The sequence below is a fragment of the Bacillus sp. FSL M7-0003 genome (assembly GCF_038628485.1).
Taxonomy (GTDB): domain Bacteria; phylum Bacillota; class Bacilli; order Bacillales; family Bacillaceae; genus Bacillus; species Bacillus safensis.
The window spans coordinates 482,733-505,167 of the sequence record NZ_CP152024.1 but is presented as its reverse complement, the minus strand read 5'-3'; the positions used below and the strand labels follow the sequence as shown (position 1 = coordinate 505,167).

The following is a 22,435-nucleotide window of genomic DNA, read 5'->3' as shown; positions in this document are numbered from 1 at the left end:
TTTTTTATATTGATGCATATTTCACAATGGCTGCTCGACGCGTCATGTCGTGATATGCCACCCATAATTCATCACCAGGCAAGATGCTGGTGATTGGATCGATTGGCTGTTTCACTTCATACATCATGCCATTTCTCTCAACCTGAATGATCGCTAACGGCAGATTGCCGATGACGCCAGCAAATTCGACATTGGTCACTTTTGCACTTCCTTGTTTCTCTTGCATGAGACCCATTTCTCTATCCAGCTCTTCTTTCTTTGTCTGGATCGTGATTTGAGTGCCCGCTGCGACCTGCATATGATCAGGGATAAACTGGCTGACCGTTTTTGTGATGGACTCATCTCCGTTTGAAACCGTCACATCAAGCTGAATAGGCTTTTGTTCATGGATGGCAATTGGATATTGCTTCACACGCTGGATCGTTCCTGTTAACGTCACATCTTTCCCCGATCGATTCCGCACTTCATGGCCATAGGCTGCCATTTTGAGCTGGCCGTTGATGTCGACGAGATCGGCTTTTTCTCCTGTTGTAAATTCAAAACCAGCGGCTTGAATCATTGGAATGATATAAGTTTTCTGATCCAATTCAAATGTGAGTGATAAGACAGTGCCTCGTCCTACGGTTCCATATGATTCTATATTTCTTAAAACAGCGCCTTTGATGAACTTTGGCTCACTTGTCTGGGAGAAGTCTCCCTCTTTTAAGAGCATCGCCTTTTTCTTCTGCGGATTATAGAGAATGGCGATACGCTGACCCGGCTGTGGTATCTGGGTATAGGATACAACCGTTTTAACCGTCTTCTCGATATTTTGCCCATCATATTGAAATTGCAGCTGCATTTTGATAATCGGCTGTTCGTTGATGTAGGTGCCCGTTTCTTTAACAGACACAATATTGGCTTCTAATGTGACACTGTCTTTGATTTTGTTGTTTCTCACCAATCTCAAAATCGGCGGCAGGAAGATGGCTAGTATAAATAACAGCAATGGAATAAACAGCCATATTGCCCAGTTGAGAATGAGCGGTCCGCCTTTCATGACATATTGCATAAAGGTGTCAAATGATGTTTGGTGAGCAGGGCTTGCGTTTTCGATTGAGATGACTTTTTGCAAAGGAAATTCCTTTAGCTGTTTGCTTTTCGTCTCAAATGCACCCGTTAATTGATTTTCGAATGAATAATAGATCCAATCACTTTTCACATTTTTATGGAAAAATAGTCCTTCTCGGTTTAAATTTTCATATGAAAACGACTGAAAAAGCTTGCTGACAGACGTCGTCTTATTCGTGCGGTGGTTGTAAATATAACCAGTCAGCTTGCCTTTTGCTTCGTCCTTTGCTGTAGAGCCTACAAGAAGAACTTCTTCTTCATTAAGCTGGTAGATAAAGGTTTGATAAATCGGTTTTGGTGTTGGGACGACTTCACCAAGCCCTCCATCTGCATTCACTTTCCTTGGTCTTTTTGGATAGTTAGATTCGACAGCGACGGCAAAGTTTTGGGATGTTCCGATTGTTTTTGCTAGCTGCTTCTCCACTTTATCTTTAATGAGGCTAAACGGTTCAGCGTTTTTGGAGACATAGACCCCAAGCTGATGCTTATCGTTTGAGACTCCGCTGACATATGCTTTCTGGTCATTTTTTAAAGTCAATTCAAATATAGGTATAGGCGTCTGGCCTCTAAAGGAGTTCATGACGGCATCGATGGAAACGGGTCTTGCTGGCAGGTTCAGTTTGTTGAGATTGTGCACATGAAAAAACTGACCATTCTTTAGCTCACCTAGGACGGTAGCGGCACCTTCCATTTCTCCTGTAAACACAAGCCGTCCATTCCATTGATATGTATTCGTTTTTAAAAACGAGGGTATCTGCAAGTTTTGTTTAATGAGCTCTTTCTTTTCTCCGCTAGGCGTTAGTTTCTCGATCAAAAGCTGCCCCTCTTTATTTTTTAAAGCAAGTAAGAGATTGTTACCTTGAATGGATGGCAGCATTTCATTAAACGTATCGCTTTCCGTGGTCCATTCACTGATTATTTTTCCTGATTGAGGATCATACATTACAAAATGGAGCTGCTGGTCTTTTGATACAGCACTCACCACTCGTTTCCCTTCATCAAATGTAAATATTCGTCTGACGTCATATTGCGTCGCTTTCCCTGCTGACAAATCATCTTGGTAATGGTTCCACACCAAGAAACTAAGAATGATTGCTGGAATAAAGAAGACAATATATCTGAGGAAGATGACTGGTACTCTTTTCACTTGATCGCTTCCTTTCTTGAGGTTCCTTTCACTTATACGTCAGTACAGCGAAAATGTTTCATGCTAGAAGAATACCATCAAAGCCTCTAAAATCCATATTTTACAAACTTTGTTGTTTACGATAAAATCCAATCAGATTCAAAAAAGGAGTTATCTCATTGGATAAGCTATCATCAATCATTCTAGCAGCTTGGCTGCGTGTCCCTCGCTGGTTCAAGCAATGGGTACTCGTATCCATTTCCATTTTCTTTTTTTATATGTGTTTTGTAAAGGGGCTGACTAGCTGGCACACCTTGCCGCCTAGCACTTTGCTCTCATGTGTGATTGGTTCCTTCATCATTTGGCTGATGTGGCTTAAGGGTCAAAAAAATAAGTGAAAAGAGGACAATAATGAAAAAATCGATTCTATATTTTGCGATCTCTTTTGTTCTGCAATTCGTTTGGTTTGGTCTTGTGCACCCAAATAGAGGGGTGACACTGCTGGATATGTTCATGTTTTCTATTTTGTTTGCGGTTATGTTCTTTTTTATTGAGCGAATTTGGCAGTATCAGAAGAAAGGACAAAGTAAATGATCATGAAGCCCGCTTTATTCACTCTGATGATCTGTGCATTTATCGGCCTGCTGTTAGTATCGAACCCTTTTGGAGCGGACGCTATGCGAATGGTTGCGACCTTTGTTTTTCCTTTTCTTGTGCTCATTGGTTTCGGGGTTCTATTGTTTGACCTAATGAAAAAGGCTGCCAAATAGATGGCAGCCTGTTCCTTACTCTTTTCATGCAAATAAATAATCAATGTTTAATCTCCGTTACGGAGTGTATGAGTTAAGATTCGATCATATCAGTGTGTCATATGTGTTCCGAGTGAACCTACGTTTGAAAGTAAACGCCATGGAAGTTCTGGATAACAAGACAACGAAAGCCCTACCTCTCATTCGTCCTTACGGCTCCGAAGCCGCGCCAGTGTGAATTGTAAATCAAAACGTCTTTTTTCCATTCTTCCGCTTTTATAGGGGGCGGGTGCAGAAGGAAAAGAATAAGTTTGTTCGCTTTGACAGCGTCTCGTTCTTATCAAGTAGAAGCTCTATTGCTTCTCATTATGTCATAGAAAAAAGAAAGTTTACTTTCTTTATTTATTTGCTTATTTCAACACTAATATAAAACTATAACACATTCCCCCTGCTTACGCAAGTGTTAAAGTGATAATTCTGCTGGTGTACGGCTTCCTTCATTCATATAACGAATGGAGGTTGGCTCAATCTTCAGAATCACTAGATTCGGATCCTCTTTTCCTTTAAACCATTTCTCCATCTCATCAGACCAAAGACGGTCGATCAGTTCCCGATCATCGGTTAATGTGGCGGTGCCTGCAATCTCTGCATAAGTATCACCGAATCCTTCGCCTGAATATCCAATAAGAATATGAACATTCGGGTTTTTTTCAATTTCTTCTGCTTTATGTGTTTCTTTACTCGTTGGTGTATATAACGTCAGCCCTTCATGGAAAAAAGTCATATAGCGGGTATGCGGCTTATCCTGTTCAACAGTCGCTAGTGTCCCGACCTTTTGTTCATCTAATAGGTTTAATACCTTTTGTTTTAATTCTTCTTGAGACATATCGTTTCACTCCTTCAAAATTTCATCCGTATTCGTAGGTTTCCACGACAGCCCATTCATTAAACAAAGAAATGTGTTTTTCATAAAAAGCGACCTTCTGGCTGATGCTATAGAAAACAGGTTCAATGAAGGGAGAAATTGAACATGCATCATGAAACGATGTTCCATTTAAGTTCACTTGTCATTGCGGCAGTTGTTGTAGGCATTATCGTATGGTCTGTCATATCTGTGCAGAAAAATCGCAAGAAATACTAAAAACACCGCCCAATCAAAGCTGGGCGGTGCCGCGGTAGATCATGTATTCATAAAGGAACCGCCATTTACATGAAGTGTTTGTCCTGTCATATAAGACGATTCATCAGAAGCCAGCAGGACAAAGCAGCCGACATGCTCAACAGGCTGTCCTGGTCTTCCCATTGGGGTTTCTGCGCCGAAGCTTTCCACACTGTCTTCATCAAATGTAGATGGAATGAGCGGCGTCCAAATTGGACCTGGCGCTACACCGTTCACCCGAATCCCATCTTTCACAAGCGATTGTGCCATAGAACGCGTAAAGCCGTTAATGGCTCCTTTTGTCGCCGTATAATCAATCAGCACTGGGTTTCCCCGATATGGGTTAATTGATGTTGTATTAATGATGGAGCTTCCCGGTTTTAAATAATCCAGTGCCTTTTTCGTAAAATAGAAATAGGAATAGAAGTTGGTTCTAAAGGTTTGGTGAAGCTGTTCACTCGAAATATCTTGAATACGTTCTTGCGGATGCTGTTCAGCCGCATTATTTACTAAAATGTCTAATTGACCAAAGGCTTCAACTGTTTTTTCTACTGCTTTCTCACAAAAGGCTTCGTCACCGACATCTCCTGCAATCGTTAAGCATTTAACGCCTTCTTGTTCTACACGCTTTTGCGTATCCTCTGCATCCTCATGTTCATTTAAATACACAATGGCAACATGTGCACCTTCCTTTGCATAGGCAACAGATACTGCCCGTCCAATTCCACTATCTCCACCTGTAATCAGTGCCACTTTTCCTTTAAGCTTGCCAGAACCTTGATATGATTCATCCTCAAAGATCGGCGCTGGATTCATTTCTCTTTCACTGCCTGGCTGCTGATCCTGCGTTTGGCGCGGAATGCCATTTGTTAAATATTCACGTAAATCCATGTATAAGCTCCTCCTTGATTTGTTGATGTATCCTTTCATTACCACCTCATTTTTTCACTCAAACATCATAAAGCTGTACTGATGTGTTCCCGAAAATCAGCATGTTTGAAGAGGGGAAAAATCGGTTACATGATCATCAAAAAGGAGCGTTCTCACATGCTGTCTATTTCGAAAACCTTTAGCAGACCAAAAGGCTGGCTCGGAAGCATTGCTGGACTCATTATGGCAAATGAAAATAAAGCATTGAATCAGTGGGCCATCCGCCACTTAGATTTGACAGATGGTGAAAACATTTTAGAAATTGGCTATGGACCCGGCTACAGCATTAAACATATGCTCAAGCATTATCAAGATCTTCATATTGATGGGCTTGATGCTTCTTCCACCATGCAGGAGCAAGCACAGTCACGCGTCAGCAAACGGGCAAAAGACAAACAGGTTCGGCTGTATGTCGGAAAAATCGAGAAAACACGTCTTCCCGGAGAGCAGTATGATAAAGTGCTGTCTGTTAACAATTTTACGATTTGGGATGATCCAAAAACGGGCTTACTCAATCTTTATCACACCTTGAAACCAGGCGGAACACTCGTTATTGTGATGCAGCCAAGAGAAAAAGGAGCTGATGCCAATCGGACAAAAGAGATGGGTGAAAACATATTAAACGACTTGCAGTTTGCTGGGTTTGACCAATTTTCTATTGAGTATGAAGAAATTCGCCCTACCCTTGCCGTCTGTGTCACAGCAAAAAAGCCGAGAAGCGACTAATCTCTCGGCCTTTTTCTTACCACTTTGCCTCTTTAACAAATTGATAGAAAAGCTGATGTAATTTCTGTTCAATGTCTTCCTTTGTTCCTTGTCCATAAAGCGCCATGCTTTCTTCACTTTCAATGATGGATGAACTGATCAGACTAAACATTTCTGACCCTTCCTTGCCAAGCTCTTGCGGCGCAAGCATCATGAGCATTCGTGACATCTGCTGCTGCCCGCCATCCATGCTTTTAACCTCATATGCCTGATCAAGATCATAAATATGAAAAATTGGTTCCTTGATGAATGCATGCTTTAAATGATAAAGAGCAAACTCGGTCCCGGGTATGCCTAAGCCGCCTTGCTGTTCACGTTCCAAAAGGCCGCCCGCTACATCATCCGCATGTATGATAAACCCTTCCTCTTCAAGCTGACAAAGCAGCTGCCTGATGGTTTCATCATGCTGCGGCATCGTCTTTCTTTTTTCGATGGTAAAATGGGACAGAATGCTGCGAATCACAAACATATAATTCGCCACCTGCTCTGCAACCGCCATCATATCAACGGTTTCTTGCACCAATTCTTTAGGAGATTCTTTTGTTCTTTTTTTCTCGATGATATAAGGAATCTTCCGTTTAATATGAGCCTTCACACGCATGGCATCATCCTCGTTTAAAAGGGGGCTGACCATAATGTAATCGATATGCTCATAGGGAATCGGAACGGTCGAGACAATCATGTCATAGCTTGATGCATCGATTTCCTTTAGCTCCATCAAAGAGGATAGATCGAATTTGGCGATCTCCGGCAATTCTTTTTTCAACCGGGAGGCGAGCATTTTCGAGGAACCAATCCCGCTTGAGCAAACAACGAGCGCATGAATTTTTGTTTCTTCTTTTTTGATTTCAAGCACTGAGCCAAAGTGAAGCACAAGAAAGGCGATTTCATCCTCTGGAAATTCAATCTCTGGAAAGAAACGCTCGACTCCTTCTTCAATCGCCATAAACAGCAAAAAGTAGTCTTTTTTTATTTGTTGTGTGAGCGGATTATAGATTCTCATCTTTTCCTTTAGACGGTTCATGGCAGGCTCAAGATGAGACACGAGCCCCTCATACAATGAATCATTTTCATTGAGATGATAGCCGGTTTTATTTGAAATAAAATCAATGAGCTTTTTCGTTCTCAGCGCTATATCCAGCTCAATTTCATCAATACGGTATTCTGCCCCAAAGCTGCGATTTGCACTGCGAAGATGGATGGTCATATATCCGACCTCCGCTTCAGGAATCTCCACATTAAACATGCGTTCAAGTGCCCTTGCCATTCGAAGTGATGATTCAAATTCCTTCGTCCGCTTTAATTCCAGCAACTCTTCCTCTTCCATTCGAATGGTTTCCCCAAGCTGAATACGTTCGATAGCATAGGTTAAGTGAACAACAAGTGCAATATAGGCACTATCAGATAATGAGAGTGACAGTCGATCTTTCAAATGAAAGAGCAGCCTTTCTACCTTTAGCAGCTGTCCTCTGCTGACAACGCCAAACACCTTTTCCGTTGCTTTCGTTCGATGTTTGATATTCATTTCTATCGTTTCTAAAAATAATTGAATGTCGAGCCGGTCAACAATGAGATTGCCGACAATTTTTCGTTTTGCTTCCTCCGGCCCTTTTAATTCAATGCCGTACCCGCGCTTGCGGATAAGCTGCAAACCGTATGGAGCAATCCACTCTGTTAGTTCATCTAAATCATAGCTGATCGTCGCATTTGTTACCTGCAAGTCAGCTGCGAGTGTGTATAATTTCACCGGTTCCTTCGCTTCAAGCAGCGCACATAGAATTAAGAGCTTTCGTTCATCTGAGCTATATTCGATTTGATCCTCATTTGACATATGAGCAAGAAGCCGCTGTTTATCCTCCTGTTCGCCGACTGCCTTCAAGCCTTTCCCCGGCTGTTTATCTAATGAAAGATGATAATCTTTCAATATTGGTTTAATGGATTTTAGTTCTCTATGGATCGTTCTAGTACTTACCTGAACAGAATCGGCTATCTCACGAATGGTGACATAACGATTTTGCTGAATGATGTATTTAATGACTTTCTGTTCTCGTGCCGTTATGTACATGAAATGCCTCCTTCTGTATAAATAGGTCTATTGTCACACCTTAATATAAAACGCTTTCAACAAGCGAAGCAATCTTAAGTTGATCTGACTTTGGCACAGCGGCTATGACAAAATTAAAAACAAGGGTTTCATCAGACACTTCTCCAAAATGAAGGCCCATAATCCTTTTGATGAAATTGAACCTTTTGTTTTTGAAAAGGCAGTGAACCCCCGGCTTTTAAAGAATAAGTCGGATTGTATACTGGAGAGCCAAAGCAATAATCGATTGTGCCTTCTTCCGGACGAAACATGACGGTTCGCATCGTTCCAAACAGCTCCTCATAATTGTGCACAGTCAGACCATCAGGATATTCTGTCTGGAACAGTTTCAAAAGAGAATCACTTGACCGTTGCTCTTTTAAAGCTTCCATTAACATATCGTATCTGACAACAGAATGATGTTTGGTCATCCCTTTTGCTGTTTGATCAGCTACCGGATGATTCGTTGCAGCAATATAACCTCTCTCCGGTCTCCTCACCCTTTTTTGACCATCAATGATTTCAATCACAGCCGCCTTTCCTTTTCGATCGGCAAGCATGATATGAACATTTGAGGCAACGGGCATTTCCTCGATAGAGCGAATGGCTTCCTCGACCGTTGGACAGGATTCCAGAACAGAGCGAATCACATGATACACCTGCAAACCGGCGACGGCTGGAGGCTTTAAACCGGGTTCATTGCCAACCGGCGGACCGCAAGCAGAGAAAGTCACAGCAAGACCATGCTCATTCATTCCATCAGATCTGCCAAACAACAGCAGCGACGAGCCTGTATGATATGCCGAGCCTTTCACATGTGTCGTCACAAGACGCATATCATCAAAAATCGGGGAGAAATCATAGTTACGCAGCATGACCGTTTGTTGACCGGCCGCCATATTCCCCTGCCTCACACAGTGGGAACAGCCTGGCTGAAGATGAGATGAATAGAAAAAGGTCAAATAACGCTCATCTAATTGCATTTCATCACAAAACCCAGCAATCTCTTCATCTAATTGAGGAAGAAAGGGACGGATCAGCTGCTTCGTTTCTTTCACAGCCTGTTGTGTTACCGGTTCTGTTCGAATATATTGTGTCTTTAGCAACGGGTTCTCCTTAAGCCAGACAGCCTGCTGTTTTCCTACTTCATAAGCCGTTCCTGTCATCTTTTGAAAAAACGCACTGATTTCCTCCATGCCTGCACACCTCTTTCGCCTTCGTTTCTTTTATCATATCGAAACCGTCATATAATGAAAAGGATGAAAAAAACTGCAATCCCACGGATTACAGCTGTTTACAGTATGCCTTAAACAATGCTTCTGCCATCGCTTCATACCCCTTAGGATTCGGGTGAAATTGATCAATCGATAAGTAGGCTCTTTCATGTCCTTCAAACGCCCGGTACACATCCACAACTTCTACATACGGATTCGCAGCAAGCAAACGAAGCTGTTGATTATATTGCTGAAGCCACCGCCCGGCTATTGGTATTTGCGGAAATGGATTATATAAATTCATGAAATACACGTAGTAGGGCTGATGCTGCCCTCTTTTAATTTGAGCGATTTCTTGAATCATCTTGCTAAAATTCGCCTGGCAATGCGTGACCGCTTGCAGCAGTTTCTTTTCATCTTCACCTTCTTCATACTGCTGAACAGCTTGAACAAGGTCATTCCCACAGCCTGTGATGGTGATGATGTCAGCTGCCGCAATCGAACGTCTCACCTCTGACCGTTTGAAGAGCTGTAAAATCTGCTCAGTCGTTAACCCTGATTTTGCAAATACGGACAGCTCAACTGGTGCATGCGTCTTTTTTTCAAGCATCCACCAAAACCGCTGAACAAATCCTCCGCCAAATAAACGTGCCCCCACCCCAACTGTTAAGGAATCTCCAATCGCAACATAGGATCGTCCCACTCTTATCCCTCACTCTCTCCTGCCTTCTTTTATATATACGAAACCGGAGAACAGATGCTTGTAGCAGATGACTTAGGGGCATCCATCTTTTTTTGAGATGCAGCGCCTTTACAAACTCTTTACTTGCGATATCGATCAATTTTTTGTTCAATAAGAGTAGGCTTTTTGCGCTGAAAACTGCGTGTTTACGCGTTCCAGAAAAATTTACAAACTTTTTATCTTGATTTCGAGACTTTTTACCTTGACTTCAAACTACATAGTGATTACAATGAAAATATCAGTTTTCATGTAACTGTGCTTGTTACATCTTTTTCATAGCATTCCAATATGATTAAAGATGCCACATATTCAGTGTACCTTTGGGATACGCTAAAAAAATAACCGAAACAGAAAGGATTGAATGAACATGGCAAAAGTTTTATACATCACTGCACATCCGCATGATGAAACAGTTTCTTACAGTATGGCTACTGCTAAGGCATTTATCGAATCTTATAAGGAAGCAAATCCAAGTGACGAGGTTGTACATATCGATTTGTACAAAGAAAACATCCCTCACATTGATGCAGATGTATTCGCTGGCTGGGGCAAACTTCAATCTGGCGCTGGTTTCGATACACTTTCAGCTGAAGAACAAGCGAAAGTTGCTCGTCTAAACGAATTAAGTGATCAATTCGTTTCTGCTGACAAATATGTATTTGTTTCACCACTTTGGAACTTCTCATTCCCACCAGTTCTTAAAGCATACATCGACTCTGTTGCTGTAGCTGGTAAAACATTCAAATACACTGAGCAAGGTCCTGTTGGATTATTAACAGACAAAAAAGCTCTTCACATCCAAGCACGTGGCGGATACTACTCTGAAGGTCCTGCTGCTGAACTTGAAGCAGGTCACCGTTACCTTGGTACAATCGCTAACTTCTTCGGAATTCCTTCTTTCGAAGGTCTTATCGTTGAAGGCCACAATGCTGAGCCTGCAAAAGCAGAGCAAATTAAAGCAGATGCAATCGAACGTGCGAAAGCTTTAGGAAAAACTTTCTAATAACTGCACACAAAAAGCCAATGATCTTTACGGTCATTGGCTTTTTATTTGTTCAGAAAAGCCTAATTCTCTCGAAATATCACTGGCGGCTTTTTTCACCTGTTTAATTAAGTAAGGTAAGCGTTCTTTTTGATATCCTGCTTCAAATCCTGCAATGCTAATACCTGCTGCCACTTCCCCCAGATGATTGAAAATAGGAGCTCCAATCGCAGCTGTATAGTTTTCAAGCTCAGAATAGCTTAGCGTATATCCCCTCGCATTTGATTCTTCCAGCATGTTTCTTAGAACCTCTTTATCTGTGATGGTCCCAATTCCGATCTTCCCCAGCTCAATTGAGTCAATATAGGCAAGTCTCTCGCTCTCTGGCAAAAAGGAGAGAATACTTCTCGCACAGGCACCCGCATATAGGGGAGACCGTCTGCCAACGGCGGTGTAGAGACGAACAGGCTGCGTACCTTCAATCTTTTCCACGTAAATGGCTTCGTCGCCCTCACGAACAATGAGCTGTACAGCCTCTCCTACTTCATCGCGTAAGCTTTCCATAAATGGTCTTGCAATCCTTCGAATATCAAGGCGGTCCGCCACAAGCTGACCGTATTCAAGGAACATTAAGCCTAATCGATAAACACCTGTTTCTTGCTTTTCTAACAGTCCCATATCGGCTAAAGAGCTCGCCATGCGATGGACAGATGTTTTCGGCATACCGGAAAGCTCGATCATTTCATTTAATGTTAATTGATCGTGAGCGATAAACAGCCGCAAAATCTCCATTGATTTCACAACCGTTTTATTTGTGTTTTGCATCTTCTTCACCTTTTCTAAACGAGAATGCTTCCAGCTTGATTCTTGCGGCCAGCTCCCTCAGTTCTGCTTCTTGCTTAAATAACGCCTGCTCTGCATCCCGATGATCTATTTGTTCAAAATACAGCTTTGCCCCAGGCATCGCCTGTGCAATAAGCGGCAAATCAACAGTCGCTACTTCTCCAATACGCGGGTATCCGCCTGTCGTCTGCCGATCTGCCAGCAGAATAATCGGCTGGCCATCGGGTGGAATTTGAATAGATCCAAAGGCGACAGCTTCTGAGATCAATTCCAGCTTTTCTTTTAAATGAACCGGCTCTCCCTTTAGCCGGCAGCCCATGCGATCTGATTGGGGTGTGACCTGATAAGGCTGCTCAAAAAACGCGGTTTGAGATGTTTCTTGAAAATGAGAAAGATGCCTGCCTGCCAGCACACGAATCACTGGTGATTTCCGCAGCGGTAAAAAATGATCATGACTCACTGTCCAATCGGGTGCGCCGTATCCCGCCTGTTTCACTTTATTTTTCAGCCTATCAAACAAATGATCCGCTACGAGAGACGGCTCTCCAACAGGCAGAACGTCGCCTTTTTCAAGCGGTCGTCCTTTCAGTCCACCGATCCCTGCTCTGACATAGGTGCTTTTGCTCTGCATGACTGGTTCCACATCAAATCCACCTGCCACAGCAAGATAAACGCGGCAGCCTCTCTTACAAAGACCAAAGGTGATCGTACTTCCTGATCGAACAAAGAGCGGCTTCCATAATGGTGCCCGCTCCCCATCAATATCAATCTCTACATCAGCACCAGTGACTGCAATGAGCTGATCCCTCTCACATGTGAGCACAGGCCCCGGCCCCATCAACGTCACTTCCAGCACTGCTTCGTTTTCTTGGTTGCCAGTGAGAATGTTGGCGATTCTAAGTGAGAGCGGGTCCATGCCGCCGCTCGTTAAGACACCATACTTTTGATAGCCTTGCCGCCCTTTATCTTGAATGGTTGTGTAGATTCCTGGCTTGATGACATGAATACTCAACGTTCTGCCTCCTTCATGCTGAAAAATTCCTTTTCAGACATTTGGACAAATCTGACCTCGTCCCCTGCTTTCAATAGACTCGGAATTTCCTCGTCTGGGCGAAAAAGCGGCAGCGGGGTTTGTCCAATGAGCTGCCAGCCCCCGGGTGTGGAAATTGGATAAACACCTGTCTGCTTTCCTGCAATACCAACAGAGCCTTTTGGAATGGACATCCTTGGTGTTTCTCTGCGTGGTGCCGCGATCTTTTCAGACAGCCCGCCTAAAAACGGAAACCCTGGGGCAAATCCAATCATATAGACAAGGTACGTGCCGGCAGTGTGAATACGCACGACTTCTTCTGGCGTTAAACCATTGATACGGGCAACCTCTTCTAAATCAGGGCCCAGCGCTCCCCCGTAACAGACTGGAATGTCAACGGTGCGGCGCTTTACCTGAACTCCCTCCTGCCATTTGTCTTCAAGAAGTTGTTCAATATAGCCTTTGACCCATTCATACGGAGACAGATCTTGTGTTTGCAGCTGGGCCGATTGATGTACGGTATAAGGCTCGTAAAAAACAGTCACGTTTGTAAAGGCTTGAACTGCTTCTACATACCCTTCAAATGGGTGCTGTTCAATACATGCAAACAGCTGCTCAACACGTGCATGAATCTCCTCACGTATGTCAGCTCCTGCTTGGATGACGATCGCTGCATCTCCCAGCGGGTGATAGGTGATGGAATCTTTTATCGTTGAAAAAGCCACTTGAGGACACCTCTCTTTCTACAGTACACCGAGCTTTTGATCTCTTCGATCTGTGATGAACATATGCCCGGGTGCATGAGTGATCGCAATGTCGGGTTTTGTATGCATGACAATCGCTTGCGGCGTCACACCACATGCCCAAAACACCGGGACTTCTCCTTCTTTGATCACAGATGGCTCTCCAAAGTCAGGATGATTCACATCGGAAATGCCAATCACCGCTGGGTCCCCTATATGGATCGGTCCGCCATGGACTGATGGAAATCGAGATGTCACTTGAACACTTCTTGTGACTTGATGCGCCGGAATGGGTCTCATGCTGACCACCATCGGGCCATGAAAGACTCCTGCTTTTTCACAAGCTATATTCGTTTGATACATGGGAACGTTATGACCGTCTTCAATATGGCGGACAGGAATGTCATTCAGCATAAGCGCGTGCTCAAACGTAAAACTGCATCCAATGAGAAAGGCAACCATATCATCCTCCCAATAAGCCGTGATATCTGTCACCTCTTCTTCAAGAATCCCTTTTCGGTAAATACGGTACTTAGGAAAGTCCGTACGAATATCCGCTTGAGGCGCCGACCGTCTTGGCACTGGATCACCTGGGTCCAGTACATCAAGCAAGGGACATGCAGCCGGATTCCGCTGGCAAAATAAAAGAAAATCAAAGGCAAGTTCCTTTTTGACAATCATTAAATTGGCTTGAGCAAACCCTTCTGCAAAGCCAGCCGTTGGTCCTGTGATCTTTTTTTCGCGAATCAATTCTCTCATCTGTGATGGCTCATATGTTTGATAAGTATTCATCTGAATCAGCTCCATAGTTTCGGGATTTCATTAATGATGGTATAGCCGCCCATCATCGCCATAATGACCACAACAAATGCACCAGTCACTGTCAAAAAGAATGGATGACGATAATCTCCGACAATGTCTTTCTTATACGCCGCAACGAGTAATGTGCCAAGGGCGAGCGGCAAAATCAATGCATTGATTGCTCCAACTAATATCAAGATGTTCACTGGTCTTCCGATCGTAATAAAACAAATGGTCGAGAGGGCAATAAAGCCAATGATGATACCACGCTGGTTTTGCTCAATTTTTGGTGAGAAGGTTTTAAAAAAGGAAACAGATGTGTATGCTGCTCCAATGACGGATGTAATCGCCGCAGCCCACATAATAATCCCGAACATTTTATATCCGATATTTCCTGAAGCTAATTGAAAAACAGAGGCAGGCGGGTTGGATGGATCTATCTGCAAGCCTTTTGAGACAACTCCTAATGTGGCAAGAAAAAGTGCTACACGCATGACAGATGTAATTAACACACCGAAAATAGAGCTTTTCGTCACTTGCGGCAGTGCTTCCTTCCCCTTAATACCTGCATCCAGCAAGCGATGCCCGCCAGCAAAGACGATATAGCCGCCTACCGTTCCGCCCACAAGTGTCACAATGGATAAAATATCAATCGTCTCTGGGACAAATGTTCTCACGGCCGCTTCTCCAACTGGCGGCGCTGTTGAAATCGCCACATACAGCATCAGGCCAATCATGACAAAACCAGCTGCCTGTGTGAAACGGTCCATCGCTTTCCCAGCCTCTTTGATCACAAAGATGAGAATGGCAATCACAGCACTGATCCCTGCGCCGATTCGCGGATCGACTCCGAAGATTACCTGGAAACCGAGACCAGCTCCAGCGATATTTCCGATGTTAAAGGCAAGTCCTCCAATGACAATCAAAAAGGCCAGCACATAGCCGAGACCCGGGAGCACCATATTCGCTATATCCTGACCTCGTTTTTCTGAAACGGCAATGATGCGCCATACATTTGTTTGTGCAAAAATATCTAATAAAATTGAGATCAAAATGACAAACCCAAAGCTAGCCGCAAGCTGCTGTGTGAAGACGGTTGTTTGTGTTAAAAATCCCGGTCCGATCGCGGACGTCGCCATTAAAAAGGCAGCGCCCATCAGCATAGACCGATTCCCCTTTGGTGCCTTCATTTGTTTGACTTTCTCTGTTTTCATGCTGTTTCCCCCTTTGATGACGATTTTTATTGAAAGGCCTTGAGATGAATCCCGGCTTCTTTTAGCTTCGCTGTAATGGTCTTCGCAAATTGAAGCGCATGGCTGCCGTCTCCGTGAATGCAGACCGTATCTGCTTTGAGCTCGATATCTTCTCCTTGAACTGTACGAACCCTGCCTTCTCTCACCATACGAACAACCTGCTGAACGGCCCGTTCATCCTCTTCAATGAGTGCATGTTGTTCGCGGCGCGATGTCAGCGTCCCGTCTGTTTGATACGTCCGATCAGAAAACACTTCATGTGCCACTTGCAAACCTATTCGTTCACCTTCTAACGCAAGTTCACTGCCTGACAGACCAAATAACACAAGGTTTGGGTCCACATCATACACAGCCTTCGCAATCGATTCAGATAATTCAGTATTTTCAGCCGCCATGTTGTAGAGGGCGCCGTGTGGTTTGACATGCTGCATCGTACCACCCTCGGCCTTGAGAAAGGCTGATAGAGCGCCAATTTGATAGATGACAAGATCATAGGCTTCCTCTGCGGAGATAGCCATTGGACGTCTGCCAAAGCCGGCCAAATCTTGCAAACCAGGATGTGCACCAATTTTGACCCCTTTATCCAATGCCATTCTGACCGTCTTTCTCATAACCGTTGGATCTCCTGCATGAAAACCGCAAGCAATGTTGGCTGAGGTGACATATTCTAAGATTTGTTCGTCTGCACCGATTGTGTATTGACCAAAGCTTTCTCCCAAATCACAGTTGATATCCACTTGATACATAGAATCCCTCCTTGTTGTTCCGAAATACGGAATATAAAGTCCGAATATTCGAATTTATATTGATTATACCAACTTTGGATAGACTGCACATGAAATTGTCAGAAAATATAACAATCGAACTAGGAGAAAACAAAAAAAGCGAGAGGCAAAATCCTCTCACTTTTTCTGTCATGAAATGCACCTTATTTAGACAGCACCCAATGTTGGATGGCTTTTGCCACACCGTGTTCTGTGTTAGGAGCCGTAATCCAATCAGCGGCCTCTTTCACCACTTCCTGGGCATTTCCCATCGCAATGCCTAACCCGGCTTCTTGAATCATGGCCATATCATTGAGGCTGTCGCCAAGTGACATGACGTTGTCCATCGTACAGCCAATGCGTTCTGCTACTTTTGCAAGAGCTGCCGCTTTGTTAATGCCGGCTGCATTGACTTCAATATTCGTTGGACTTGAGTTTGTGATCTCTAGGTGCTTATTTGTTTTCAATGTATTGAGTACTTCCTCACGAACGTCATCATCATGAATATCAAAGCCAAATTTCAGCCATTCATGGTCATGAATTCGTTCAGGAAATTCACCTCTCCACACCTTATCCACAGTTGAAGCCCAGTAATCGGTTTCGTACCTATTTTTTAAATCCCACATCATTTGGACATGATCAGGATGCAGCAGATCCCGTTCGATCAGCTGGAAGTTTGAATCCCAGATTTCACTTCCGTTTGCTGTCACAAGGTAAGACGATAACTTGAGCGGCTCAACCAGCTCTCGGCATGTCATCAGTGTCCGCCCTGTGCTAATGACCACATGGACCCCTTTTGCTTCAGCCTCTTTAATGGCTTGTTTATTTTCCTCTGGAATGATGTGCTCACTGTTTAACAGCGTGCCATCCATATCAATGGCAATCAATCGGATGTCTTTCTTATGAGCTTGTGTTGACAAATTGAGTACCCCACTTTGTATCGATTTTTGAAACTATCTTTATTTTAATATAAAGAGGAAGAAGGCACAAAGGGACGAGTTTGATCCCATAGAAAAAAGACCTTGTTGCAGGTCTTTTTCACATGTGCTTAGCGTTCACACGCAATGCCGTCTTTATCGCGGTCAAGGTGCTTATTTTTTTGATAAAGTGCTTTAGATACATAAGGCTTGTATTTTGTTTTTCCGCCTTTGTTTTTCGTGTTTTTGCTTTTTGCTACGCCGCCTTTATACACTTTGTTCAGCGCTTTGCAGTTTTTGTAAGACTTGACCGTTTTTGCATCTGCTGTGTGGGTGTCGACTTGTGTAAAACTTAGTAAAAGTCCTAAAGACAAGACAGCCACCATGATTTTTTTCAACATGTAAGATCCCCCTATTTTTTCTATTTTTACATTTTTATCATATGTCACCACTTTTTGTTTTTCAAGACTATTGAGCTAAATATTTTGATTTTTTTGGAACGAAATACACCTTATATCCTATATGGTACAATGAGTGGGAAACCTTTCCGTTTTTGACACGTATATGAAGAAAGGAGTTTTTCACATGAAAATGAAATATACCATTTTATATGTAAACGATGTGGAGGCAAGTATTCATTTCTATCAGCATGTACTTGGTTTCCCAATAAAATTGAGGGTTGAATCCTATGTTGAGTTTGACACTGGAGACGTGACGTTATCGATTAATTCACGCCAGGATGTCAAAGAAGCACTCGGATTGCCTGTCCCTGAAGCAAATCAAGCGTCTCACACGTTTGAGATTGGCTTTGTTGTGGATGATGTGGAGCAAACGATTGCATCAATGAAGAAAAAAGGGGTTTCGATCATCAAAGAACCTGCCAAAAAACCATGGGGTCAAACAGTCGCTTATGTGTCTGATCCTGATGGTCATTTCATTGAAATATGTGATGCGGTCTCCTAATTGTCTTTGAAGGGAGTGAACCAGAATGAGAAAAAAACATGCTTTTTTCGCCGGTGTTTGCTCAATGATTGTGATTTGCAGCGCCGCTATCCTGTTGCAGCACCTTGAATGGATTGGGTTTGTCAGTGGCGGCATCTCAATTATTGGGGTCGTGATGTCTGGGGTGCTAATGGGTGCTTGGACAAGTGGAGAAGAGACACGAACAGCCTATCATTCTGAAACAAAAGAACACCGCATGTGGCGTCTTGATACGGCTTTTCTTGTAATCATTTTTGCACTTCCACACATGGCTGCGTCAGTCTTTTATGTTTTGATGTAAACACTTGTTAAAAGGAGTTCGCAATATGGCTGTTTTTATTCTATTCATTGTATTTGGCTTTCCTATTCTCTCTGTGCTGATTGGCATTTTGGGCACGCTCTTTTTGAAGAATGTTTGGATGCCCACTTTAATTGTGCTGTTAGCGAGCATGATCTTCATGTTCACTTATATTGACGGGAATGAATCCTTTCTCATTTGGGTCATCGTCTATACCGTCTTTACATTCTTTGCTGGGTGGATTACAAAGCGGCTCAAGTAAAAAAGAACAGTTTCCACTGTTCTTTTTTTGAATCATATCTCCGCACACCATAGTTCAATTTCAATTTTCAGCTCAGGCCATCCTAAAGCTGATACATAAGCAACCGTCATTGATGGGTAAGCTGTTTTGAAGATCGTATCCCACTGAGGGTATAGATGGTCCCAGTCGATCACTTTAGGAGCTATTTTTCATTTCATTTAAGTGCTAATTCACACTAAAATACTCTTATATTGAAGCATCTTATTGATTTAAACAAAATATTAAGTAATAGCCCATAAGGGATAGCTTCATACCTAAACTACAGGTAAAATACCAGTCATACACTAAGCGTTTTTGTTACCTTTATTTTTTTGAGGCCGAAAAAGGGTCTCATCGTTTTCTAGCTTAGAATCAATAAACTCCACAATACGTTGAAGATCGTGTATTTGATTCATCACTTTTTCTTTATATTCTAAAAGGGTTCTTTTTAATTCGGGAACAGAACTAAGTTTATATTTTACAGGATATTGTAAAATATTTTTCATTTCATTTAATGACATTCCTGTTTTTTTCAGACAAATGATCAGTTCCATTAGCTCTATGTCTTCTTCATCGTATATTCGATGTCCATTTCGTTTTCTTTTTGCATAAGGAAGCAATCCGATTTTTTCATAATAGCGGATCGCATCTTCAGTTAATCCGGTTTTCTTGGAAGCTTGCTTGATAGAATAAGCATTCAAATCATCACCTACTAATTTTGTTTACAGATAGATTAATTAAAATCTAAACGAGAAACTCGTTTTGGTAAATATCAATCAGTTGATTAAGTACTTGTGCCTCATAACCAGAGAATTTGATTGCAGTTTCTTTGCCCTTGTTTACAAAAATCCCGGTAATTTCGTTGTTGAAATTGAAAGCAGCTTCATATAAGCGAGATGCCCCTTTGCTTGGAGGAGAAAAAATAAGGTTCCTTATGGGAAGAATATAACTGGGCATTCTTTTTCCTTTGGTCAACTTCGTCCTGTTTGGTCCTGGGCAGACACTGCGAATTTTTATTCCCTCGGTCAATAGCTTCGGAGCAATTCCATTCGTCCACAGGGAAAGGGCTAATTTACTGTTCGCATATGGACCTATAATCTTTTTAAATGGAATTGTCTTAGGATCGATTACTGTATTTAAGTCAAATTGCTTCAAAAATAATAAAGAATTGGAAGACGTATTGATGATCGTTTTCTCCTGCCCATGTAGTAACAGTTCTTTAAGTTCCATTGTAACGATATAAGGCACTAATGTATTAACTTCAAAATGAATTTCACGCCCTTGTTTGGAATATTTGTATTCAGCAAAACTGACTCCTGCATTGTTAAAAATCAAGTCAATTTTGGTCTCGCTTTTCTTAATCTGGCTAAGTACGTTTCTAAGGCTGGAGAATTCGGCTAAATCAGCTTTATATACTCTTAATAGCTTCTTTTTAAGAGCATCAATAATTATTGGTTGATCATTTGGAAAATCAGAACGAATTACAGCAATTACTTCCCATCCTTGAGATAGAATCTTTTTCGTCAGCTCCAATCCAATCCCAGAGTTGGCTCCTGTAATCAATACTACTTTATTTTGTTCGTTCATTTTATTCTTCCTTTCTGTGTTTCCGATAGTAAACACAGATTACTACTTGGAGTGAACACCAAGTCAAGGGAAATTTATTTAATATATTTCCATAAGCGATTTATATTCGTATCCTTAAAAAAGCTATCCTTTATTATGGATAGCTTTTTGTATTAGTGAAAAATAAAACCAAAATGAGTATCCATAGCCACAAGGTAAGAACATCAATATCTTCTTTTTCATGACCGGAACACTCCTTTTGTTTGCGTGAGCAAGGTTTTGATTAACTTCATCGTATCTGACAAGTGATACATCGTCAAAATGATTTATAGACGATAACGTGCAATGTCCTGATTCAATCGCATGCTTAGTTCATTGAGCCTTTCTGCTGCTTTAGCCACATTAGAGATGGCTGTCACTTGTTCGTCTGTAGACGCAGTGATTTCTTCGATCGCCGCAGCATTTTCTTGAGAAACATGTGCTGCGCCGTGCATGGCTTTAGTGATGAGGTCGTTTTGCTCCAGCAGTGTATTCAGCTCTTTTGCCATCGCGTTTGTTTCAACGATGGTTTGTGAAATCAATGTAGAGATGGCATTGAATTCATGTTCTGTTGCATGCACCGCTTCATCCAGCTCGGCAAAACGATCCATTGTGTTAGACATGATACCAGCTGTTGTTGTCGTTTCTTCTTTAATGCCTTGGATCATTTGCTGAATTTGAACGGCTGATTGTTTTGTCTGCTCAGCTAAATTCCGCACTTCACTCGCCACAACTGAGAAGCCTTTGCCGTGCTCTCCTGCACGAGCTGCCTCAATACTTGCATTCAGTGCCAGTAAATTCGTCTCATTTGAAATGCTTTCAATCGTATCTGTGATTTGAGAAATATCCTGTACTTTTGTACTTAACTGCTCGATTCCTGCTCTAATGCCTTGAGACGCCTGAATCGATTGTTCATTCGATTGTTTTAATTGCTGTACGATTTGCTGGCCCTGCTGCGATGATTGACTCGATTGGTCGGAAATCCGTTTAATTTGATCACTCTGTTCTTTAACATTCTCAATAGATTGATTAAACTGGGTCATTTGTTGATTGGCTACTTCAAGATCGGATGCTTGATGAAGTGTTCCAGTCGAAATGTCTCCGATGGCTCGTCCAATTTCTTCACTGCTGGCTGAGGTTTCTTCAGATATCGCCGATAAATCTGTCGCTGATTCAACAAGCTGACTGCTCGTTTCCTGTAAACCGCTCACCAGTGTTCTGAGCTCTCCTGACATATGGTTAAAGCCTTTTGCCAGCTGGCCGATTTCATCCGTTGTTTCCTTTAAGTTCGTGCGTTCAATATTCCCCGCCGCAATTTCCTTTGAAGCAGAAGTGACTTGCTTCAGCAGTCTGACTTTTCCTCGGGCAGCTAAATAAAAGACGCCTAGACTCAGAAGGGCGACACCTGCTGTAATGAGAATAATATAGAGCTTCATCTGCTCTAATTCTTTATAAAATTCGTCCTGGAAGACAGCGATACCTACACTCCAATTCCACGGCGTAAACTGGCTCATATAGGCGAGCTTTTCTTTTTCTTCGCCGGTTGCATCGTCCTTATCCATATAGGTCACATAGTGTGCATCCTCACCTTTTGCATTAGCGCCAGCGACCATTTTTTCACGATTGGTCGTGTTATCTGGAATGACGCCAATGTCGTTGACCGGATGAACCTGGGTAGAATAGTCAGAGCCATATGCGATCAGATAGCCTTTATTTTTATAGATAAAATCTGATTTTTGAGATTGGTATCCCTTCCCGTTTTCATTTTTGGGTCCGCTCAAGTAAAGCCGGGCTTGTTCTTGCGCCTGCTCAAGCGTCAGTTCTTTTTTCTCCACACGGTCATTCAACTGTTCAAGTGTGGCCATCGCTCCGCTGACGATGTGCTTTAAATCTGCTTTCCCTGCATCAATTAATACATGTTTCGCTAACAAATACCCCGTTGTTCCAACAAGTCCGCCCGTTAAAATCGTGATCACGATAATGGCAGACATTAATTGAAAAAAGACACTTCTTGACGCAAACGCTTTCTTTTTCATGTACAAATTCCCCCTTACTTTATA

General features: G+C 42.6%; 25 protein-coding genes. 8 read left to right on the top strand and 17 right to left on the bottom strand.

Translation table 11 applies throughout. The annotated features are described in order from the left end of the window. Positions 1–4: 4 nt before the first annotated feature. Entirely contained in the window at positions 5–2,257 is a 2,253-nt protein-coding gene (locus MHI23_RS02410) for a hypothetical protein (protein ID WP_024427344.1), read from the bottom strand. 158 nt (positions 2,258–2,415) lie between these two features. Here MHI23_RS02410 and MHI23_RS02405 point away from each other — a divergent pair, with 158 nt between their 5' ends. Genes MHI23_RS02405 through MHI23_RS02395 form a run of 3 tightly spaced genes read left to right on the top strand, consistent with a single transcriptional unit; the run spans position 2,416 to position 3,006 of the window. Further along, a complete protein-coding gene (locus MHI23_RS02405; protein WP_024427343.1) occupies positions 2,416–2,634 on the top strand; it encodes a hypothetical protein in 219 nt (72 codons plus the stop codon). 13 nt (positions 2,635–2,647) lie between these two features. Further along, positions 2,648–2,830, top strand: coding sequence for a hypothetical protein (locus MHI23_RS02400; RefSeq protein WP_024427342.1), 183 nt, complete (start codon positions 2,648–2,650; stop codon positions 2,828–2,830). After that, entirely contained in the window at positions 2,827–3,006 is a 180-nt protein-coding gene (locus tag MHI23_RS02395; protein WP_024427341.1) for a hypothetical protein, read from the top strand. Before MHI23_RS02400 ends, MHI23_RS02395 begins: the two co-directional genes overlap by 4 nt. 442 nt (positions 3,007–3,448) lie before the next feature. Here MHI23_RS02395 and MHI23_RS02390 read toward each other — a convergent pair whose 3' ends face one another. Together MHI23_RS02390 and MHI23_RS02385 are read right to left on the bottom strand one after the other, a co-directional pair. Beyond that, positions 3,449–3,871, bottom strand: a complete 423-nt coding sequence (locus MHI23_RS02390) for a pyridoxamine 5'-phosphate oxidase family protein (RefSeq protein WP_024425562.1) — start codon at positions 3,869–3,871, stop codon at positions 3,449–3,451. Between the two features lie 294 nt (positions 3,872–4,165). After that, complete coding sequence (locus MHI23_RS02385) at positions 4,166–5,035, bottom strand: SDR family oxidoreductase (RefSeq protein ID WP_024425561.1); 870 nt, start codon at positions 5,033–5,035, stop codon at positions 4,166–4,168. A 129-nt stretch (positions 5,036–5,164) separates the two neighbouring features. On the opposite strand from MHI23_RS02385, the gene MHI23_RS02380 reads away from it, so the two are divergent. Beyond that, positions 5,165–5,800: a class I SAM-dependent methyltransferase gene (locus MHI23_RS02380; RefSeq protein ID WP_224426885.1), complete on the top strand. Its 636-nt coding sequence runs from the start codon at positions 5,165–5,167 to the stop codon at positions 5,798–5,800. A 16-nt stretch (positions 5,801–5,816) separates the two neighbouring features. Here MHI23_RS02380 and MHI23_RS02375 read toward each other — a convergent pair whose 3' ends face one another. From MHI23_RS02375 to MHI23_RS02365, 3 genes are all read right to left on the bottom strand, one after another. Next, positions 5,817–7,904: a transcription antiterminator gene (locus tag MHI23_RS02375; protein WP_024425559.1), complete on the bottom strand. Its 2,088-nt coding sequence runs from the start codon at positions 7,902–7,904 to the stop codon at positions 5,817–5,819. 131 nt (positions 7,905–8,035) lie between these two features. Continuing rightward, positions 8,036–9,118 carry a C45 family peptidase gene (locus MHI23_RS02370; RefSeq protein ID WP_342492247.1) on the bottom strand — a complete coding sequence of 361 codons (1,083 nt, stop codon included), beginning with the start codon at positions 9,116–9,118 and terminating at the stop codon, positions 8,036–8,038. A gap of 88 nt (positions 9,119–9,206) precedes the next feature. Continuing rightward, the gene (locus MHI23_RS02365) at positions 9,207–9,839 is read right to left on the bottom strand and encodes a GDSL-type esterase/lipase family protein (protein WP_342492246.1); all 633 of its coding nucleotides are present in this window, start codon (positions 9,837–9,839) and stop codon (positions 9,207–9,209) included. Positions 9,840–10,245: 406 nt separating this feature from the next. On the opposite strand from MHI23_RS02365, the gene MHI23_RS02360 reads away from it, so the two are divergent. Continuing rightward, a complete protein-coding gene (locus MHI23_RS02360) occupies positions 10,246–10,881 on the top strand; it encodes an FMN-dependent NADH-azoreductase (protein WP_024425558.1) in 636 nt (211 codons plus the stop codon). 33 nt (positions 10,882–10,914) lie between these two features. Here MHI23_RS02360 and MHI23_RS02355 read toward each other — a convergent pair whose 3' ends face one another. From MHI23_RS02355 to MHI23_RS02320, 8 genes are all read right to left on the bottom strand, one after another. Beyond that, positions 10,915–11,685 (bottom strand): IclR family transcriptional regulator, encoded by a 771-nt coding sequence (locus MHI23_RS02355; RefSeq protein ID WP_024427337.1) that lies wholly within the window; start codon positions 11,683–11,685, stop codon positions 10,915–10,917. After that, positions 11,669–12,715, bottom strand: coding sequence for a biotin-dependent carboxyltransferase family protein (locus MHI23_RS02350; RefSeq protein WP_125587523.1), 1,047 nt, complete (start codon positions 12,713–12,715; stop codon positions 11,669–11,671). Before MHI23_RS02350 ends, MHI23_RS02355 begins: the two co-directional genes overlap by 17 nt. Next, complete coding sequence (gene pxpB, locus MHI23_RS02345) at positions 12,712–13,458, bottom strand: 5-oxoprolinase subunit PxpB (protein WP_125587524.1); 747 nt, start codon at positions 13,456–13,458, stop codon at positions 12,712–12,714. The genes MHI23_RS02350 and pxpB overlap by 4 nt, the downstream gene beginning before the upstream one ends. A gap of 18 nt (positions 13,459–13,476) precedes the next feature. Next, on the bottom strand, positions 13,477–14,268 hold the full coding sequence (locus MHI23_RS02340; RefSeq protein WP_125587525.1) for a putative hydro-lyase: 792 nt from the start codon (positions 14,266–14,268) through the stop codon (positions 13,477–13,479). A 5-nt stretch (positions 14,269–14,273) separates the two neighbouring features. After that, the gene (locus tag MHI23_RS02335) at positions 14,274–15,491 is read right to left on the bottom strand and encodes an NRAMP family divalent metal transporter (RefSeq protein WP_025093622.1); all 1,218 of its coding nucleotides are present in this window, start codon (positions 15,489–15,491) and stop codon (positions 14,274–14,276) included. 26 nt (positions 15,492–15,517) lie between these two features. Continuing rightward, positions 15,518–16,276 carry a 5-oxoprolinase subunit PxpA gene (locus MHI23_RS02330; RefSeq protein ID WP_125587526.1) on the bottom strand — a complete coding sequence of 253 codons (759 nt, stop codon included), beginning with the start codon at positions 16,274–16,276 and terminating at the stop codon, positions 15,518–15,520. 182 nt (positions 16,277–16,458) lie between these two features. After that, the gene (locus MHI23_RS02325; RefSeq protein WP_024425552.1) at positions 16,459–17,214 is read right to left on the bottom strand and encodes a Cof-type HAD-IIB family hydrolase; all 756 of its coding nucleotides are present in this window, start codon (positions 17,212–17,214) and stop codon (positions 16,459–16,461) included. 128 nt (positions 17,215–17,342) lie between these two features. Beyond that, a complete protein-coding gene (locus MHI23_RS02320; protein ID WP_080652949.1) occupies positions 17,343–17,612 on the bottom strand; it encodes an excalibur calcium-binding domain-containing protein in 270 nt (89 codons plus the stop codon). Positions 17,613–17,796: 184 nt separating this feature from the next. On the opposite strand from MHI23_RS02320, the gene MHI23_RS02315 reads away from it, so the two are divergent. Genes MHI23_RS02315 through MHI23_RS02305 form a run of 3 tightly spaced genes read left to right on the top strand, consistent with a single transcriptional unit; the run spans position 17,797 to position 18,752 of the window. Beyond that, complete coding sequence (locus tag MHI23_RS02315) at positions 17,797–18,174, top strand: VOC family protein (RefSeq protein WP_034622913.1); 378 nt, start codon at positions 17,797–17,799, stop codon at positions 18,172–18,174. A 25-nt stretch (positions 18,175–18,199) separates the two neighbouring features. Next, positions 18,200–18,493: a DUF5316 family protein gene (locus tag MHI23_RS02310; RefSeq protein WP_025093625.1), complete on the top strand. Its 294-nt coding sequence runs from the start codon at positions 18,200–18,202 to the stop codon at positions 18,491–18,493. A gap of 25 nt (positions 18,494–18,518) precedes the next feature. Continuing rightward, the gene (locus MHI23_RS02305) at positions 18,519–18,752 is read left to right on the top strand and encodes a DUF2651 family protein (RefSeq protein ID WP_024425548.1); all 234 of its coding nucleotides are present in this window, start codon (positions 18,519–18,521) and stop codon (positions 18,750–18,752) included. Positions 18,753–19,075: 323 nt separating this feature from the next. Here the strand turns inward: MHI23_RS02305 and MHI23_RS02300 are convergent, their stop codons facing one another. The 3 genes from MHI23_RS02300 to MHI23_RS02290 form a co-directional block, all read right to left on the bottom strand. Continuing rightward, the gene (locus tag MHI23_RS02300; RefSeq protein WP_025093626.1) at positions 19,076–19,471 is read right to left on the bottom strand and encodes a MerR family transcriptional regulator; all 396 of its coding nucleotides are present in this window, start codon (positions 19,469–19,471) and stop codon (positions 19,076–19,078) included. Between the two features lie 43 nt (positions 19,472–19,514). Next, positions 19,515–20,357: an SDR family NAD(P)-dependent oxidoreductase gene (locus MHI23_RS02295; RefSeq protein WP_024425546.1), complete on the bottom strand. Its 843-nt coding sequence runs from the start codon at positions 20,355–20,357 to the stop codon at positions 19,515–19,517. A 305-nt stretch (positions 20,358–20,662) separates the two neighbouring features. Further along, entirely contained in the window at positions 20,663–22,411 is a 1,749-nt protein-coding gene (locus MHI23_RS02290) for a methyl-accepting chemotaxis protein (RefSeq protein WP_342492245.1), read from the bottom strand. Between the last annotated feature and the right edge of the window lie 24 nt (positions 22,412–22,435).

Excerpts from the sequence above, each read along its gene's own strand:
- MHI23_RS02335 (WP_025093622.1), bottom strand. The coding sequence starts at position 15,491 with ATGAAAACAGAGAAAGTCAAACAAATGAAGGCACCAAAGGGGAATCGG.
- MHI23_RS02375 (WP_024425559.1), bottom strand. The coding sequence starts at position 7,904 with ATGTACATAACGGCACGAGAACAGAAAGTCATTAAATACATCATTCAG.
- MHI23_RS02400 (WP_024427342.1), top strand. The coding sequence starts at position 2,648 with ATGAAAAAATCGATTCTATATTTTGCGATCTCTTTTGTTCTGCAATTC.
- MHI23_RS02360 (WP_024425558.1), top strand. The coding sequence starts at position 10,246 with ATGGCAAAAGTTTTATACATCACTGCACATCCGCATGATGAAACAGTT.
- MHI23_RS02340 (WP_125587525.1), bottom strand. The coding sequence starts at position 14,268 with ATGAATACTTATCAAACATATGAGCCATCACAGATGAGAGAATTGATT.
- MHI23_RS02390 (WP_024425562.1), bottom strand. The coding sequence starts at position 3,871 with ATGTCTCAAGAAGAATTAAAACAAAAGGTATTAAACCTATTAGATGAA.
- MHI23_RS02320 (WP_080652949.1), bottom strand. The coding sequence starts at position 17,612 with ATGTTGAAAAAAATCATGGTGGCTGTCTTGTCTTTAGGACTTTTACTA.
- MHI23_RS02380 (WP_224426885.1), top strand. The coding sequence starts at position 5,165 with ATGATCATCAAAAAGGAGCGTTCTCACATGCTGTCTATTTCGAAAACC.
- MHI23_RS02330 (WP_125587526.1), bottom strand. The coding sequence starts at position 16,276 with ATGTATCAAGTGGATATCAACTGTGATTTGGGAGAAAGCTTTGGTCAA.
- MHI23_RS02295 (WP_024425546.1), bottom strand. The coding sequence starts at position 20,357 with ATGAACGAACAAAATAAAGTAGTATTGATTACAGGAGCCAACTCTGGG.
- MHI23_RS02395 (WP_024427341.1), top strand. The coding sequence starts at position 2,827 with ATGATCATGAAGCCCGCTTTATTCACTCTGATGATCTGTGCATTTATC.
- MHI23_RS02305 (WP_024425548.1), top strand. The coding sequence starts at position 18,519 with ATGGCTGTTTTTATTCTATTCATTGTATTTGGCTTTCCTATTCTCTCT.
- MHI23_RS02290 (WP_342492245.1), bottom strand. The coding sequence starts at position 22,411 with ATGAAAAAGAAAGCGTTTGCGTCAAGAAGTGTCTTTTTTCAATTAATG.
- MHI23_RS02385 (WP_024425561.1), bottom strand. The coding sequence starts at position 5,035 with ATGGATTTACGTGAATATTTAACAAATGGCATTCCGCGCCAAACGCAG.
- MHI23_RS02370 (WP_342492247.1), bottom strand. The coding sequence starts at position 9,118 with ATGGAGGAAATCAGTGCGTTTTTTCAAAAGATGACAGGAACGGCTTAT.
- MHI23_RS02315 (WP_034622913.1), top strand. The coding sequence starts at position 17,797 with ATGAAAATGAAATATACCATTTTATATGTAAACGATGTGGAGGCAAGT.
- MHI23_RS02355 (WP_024427337.1), bottom strand. The coding sequence starts at position 11,685 with ATGCAAAACACAAATAAAACGGTTGTGAAATCAATGGAGATTTTGCGG.
- MHI23_RS02310 (WP_025093625.1), top strand. The coding sequence starts at position 18,200 with ATGAGAAAAAAACATGCTTTTTTCGCCGGTGTTTGCTCAATGATTGTG.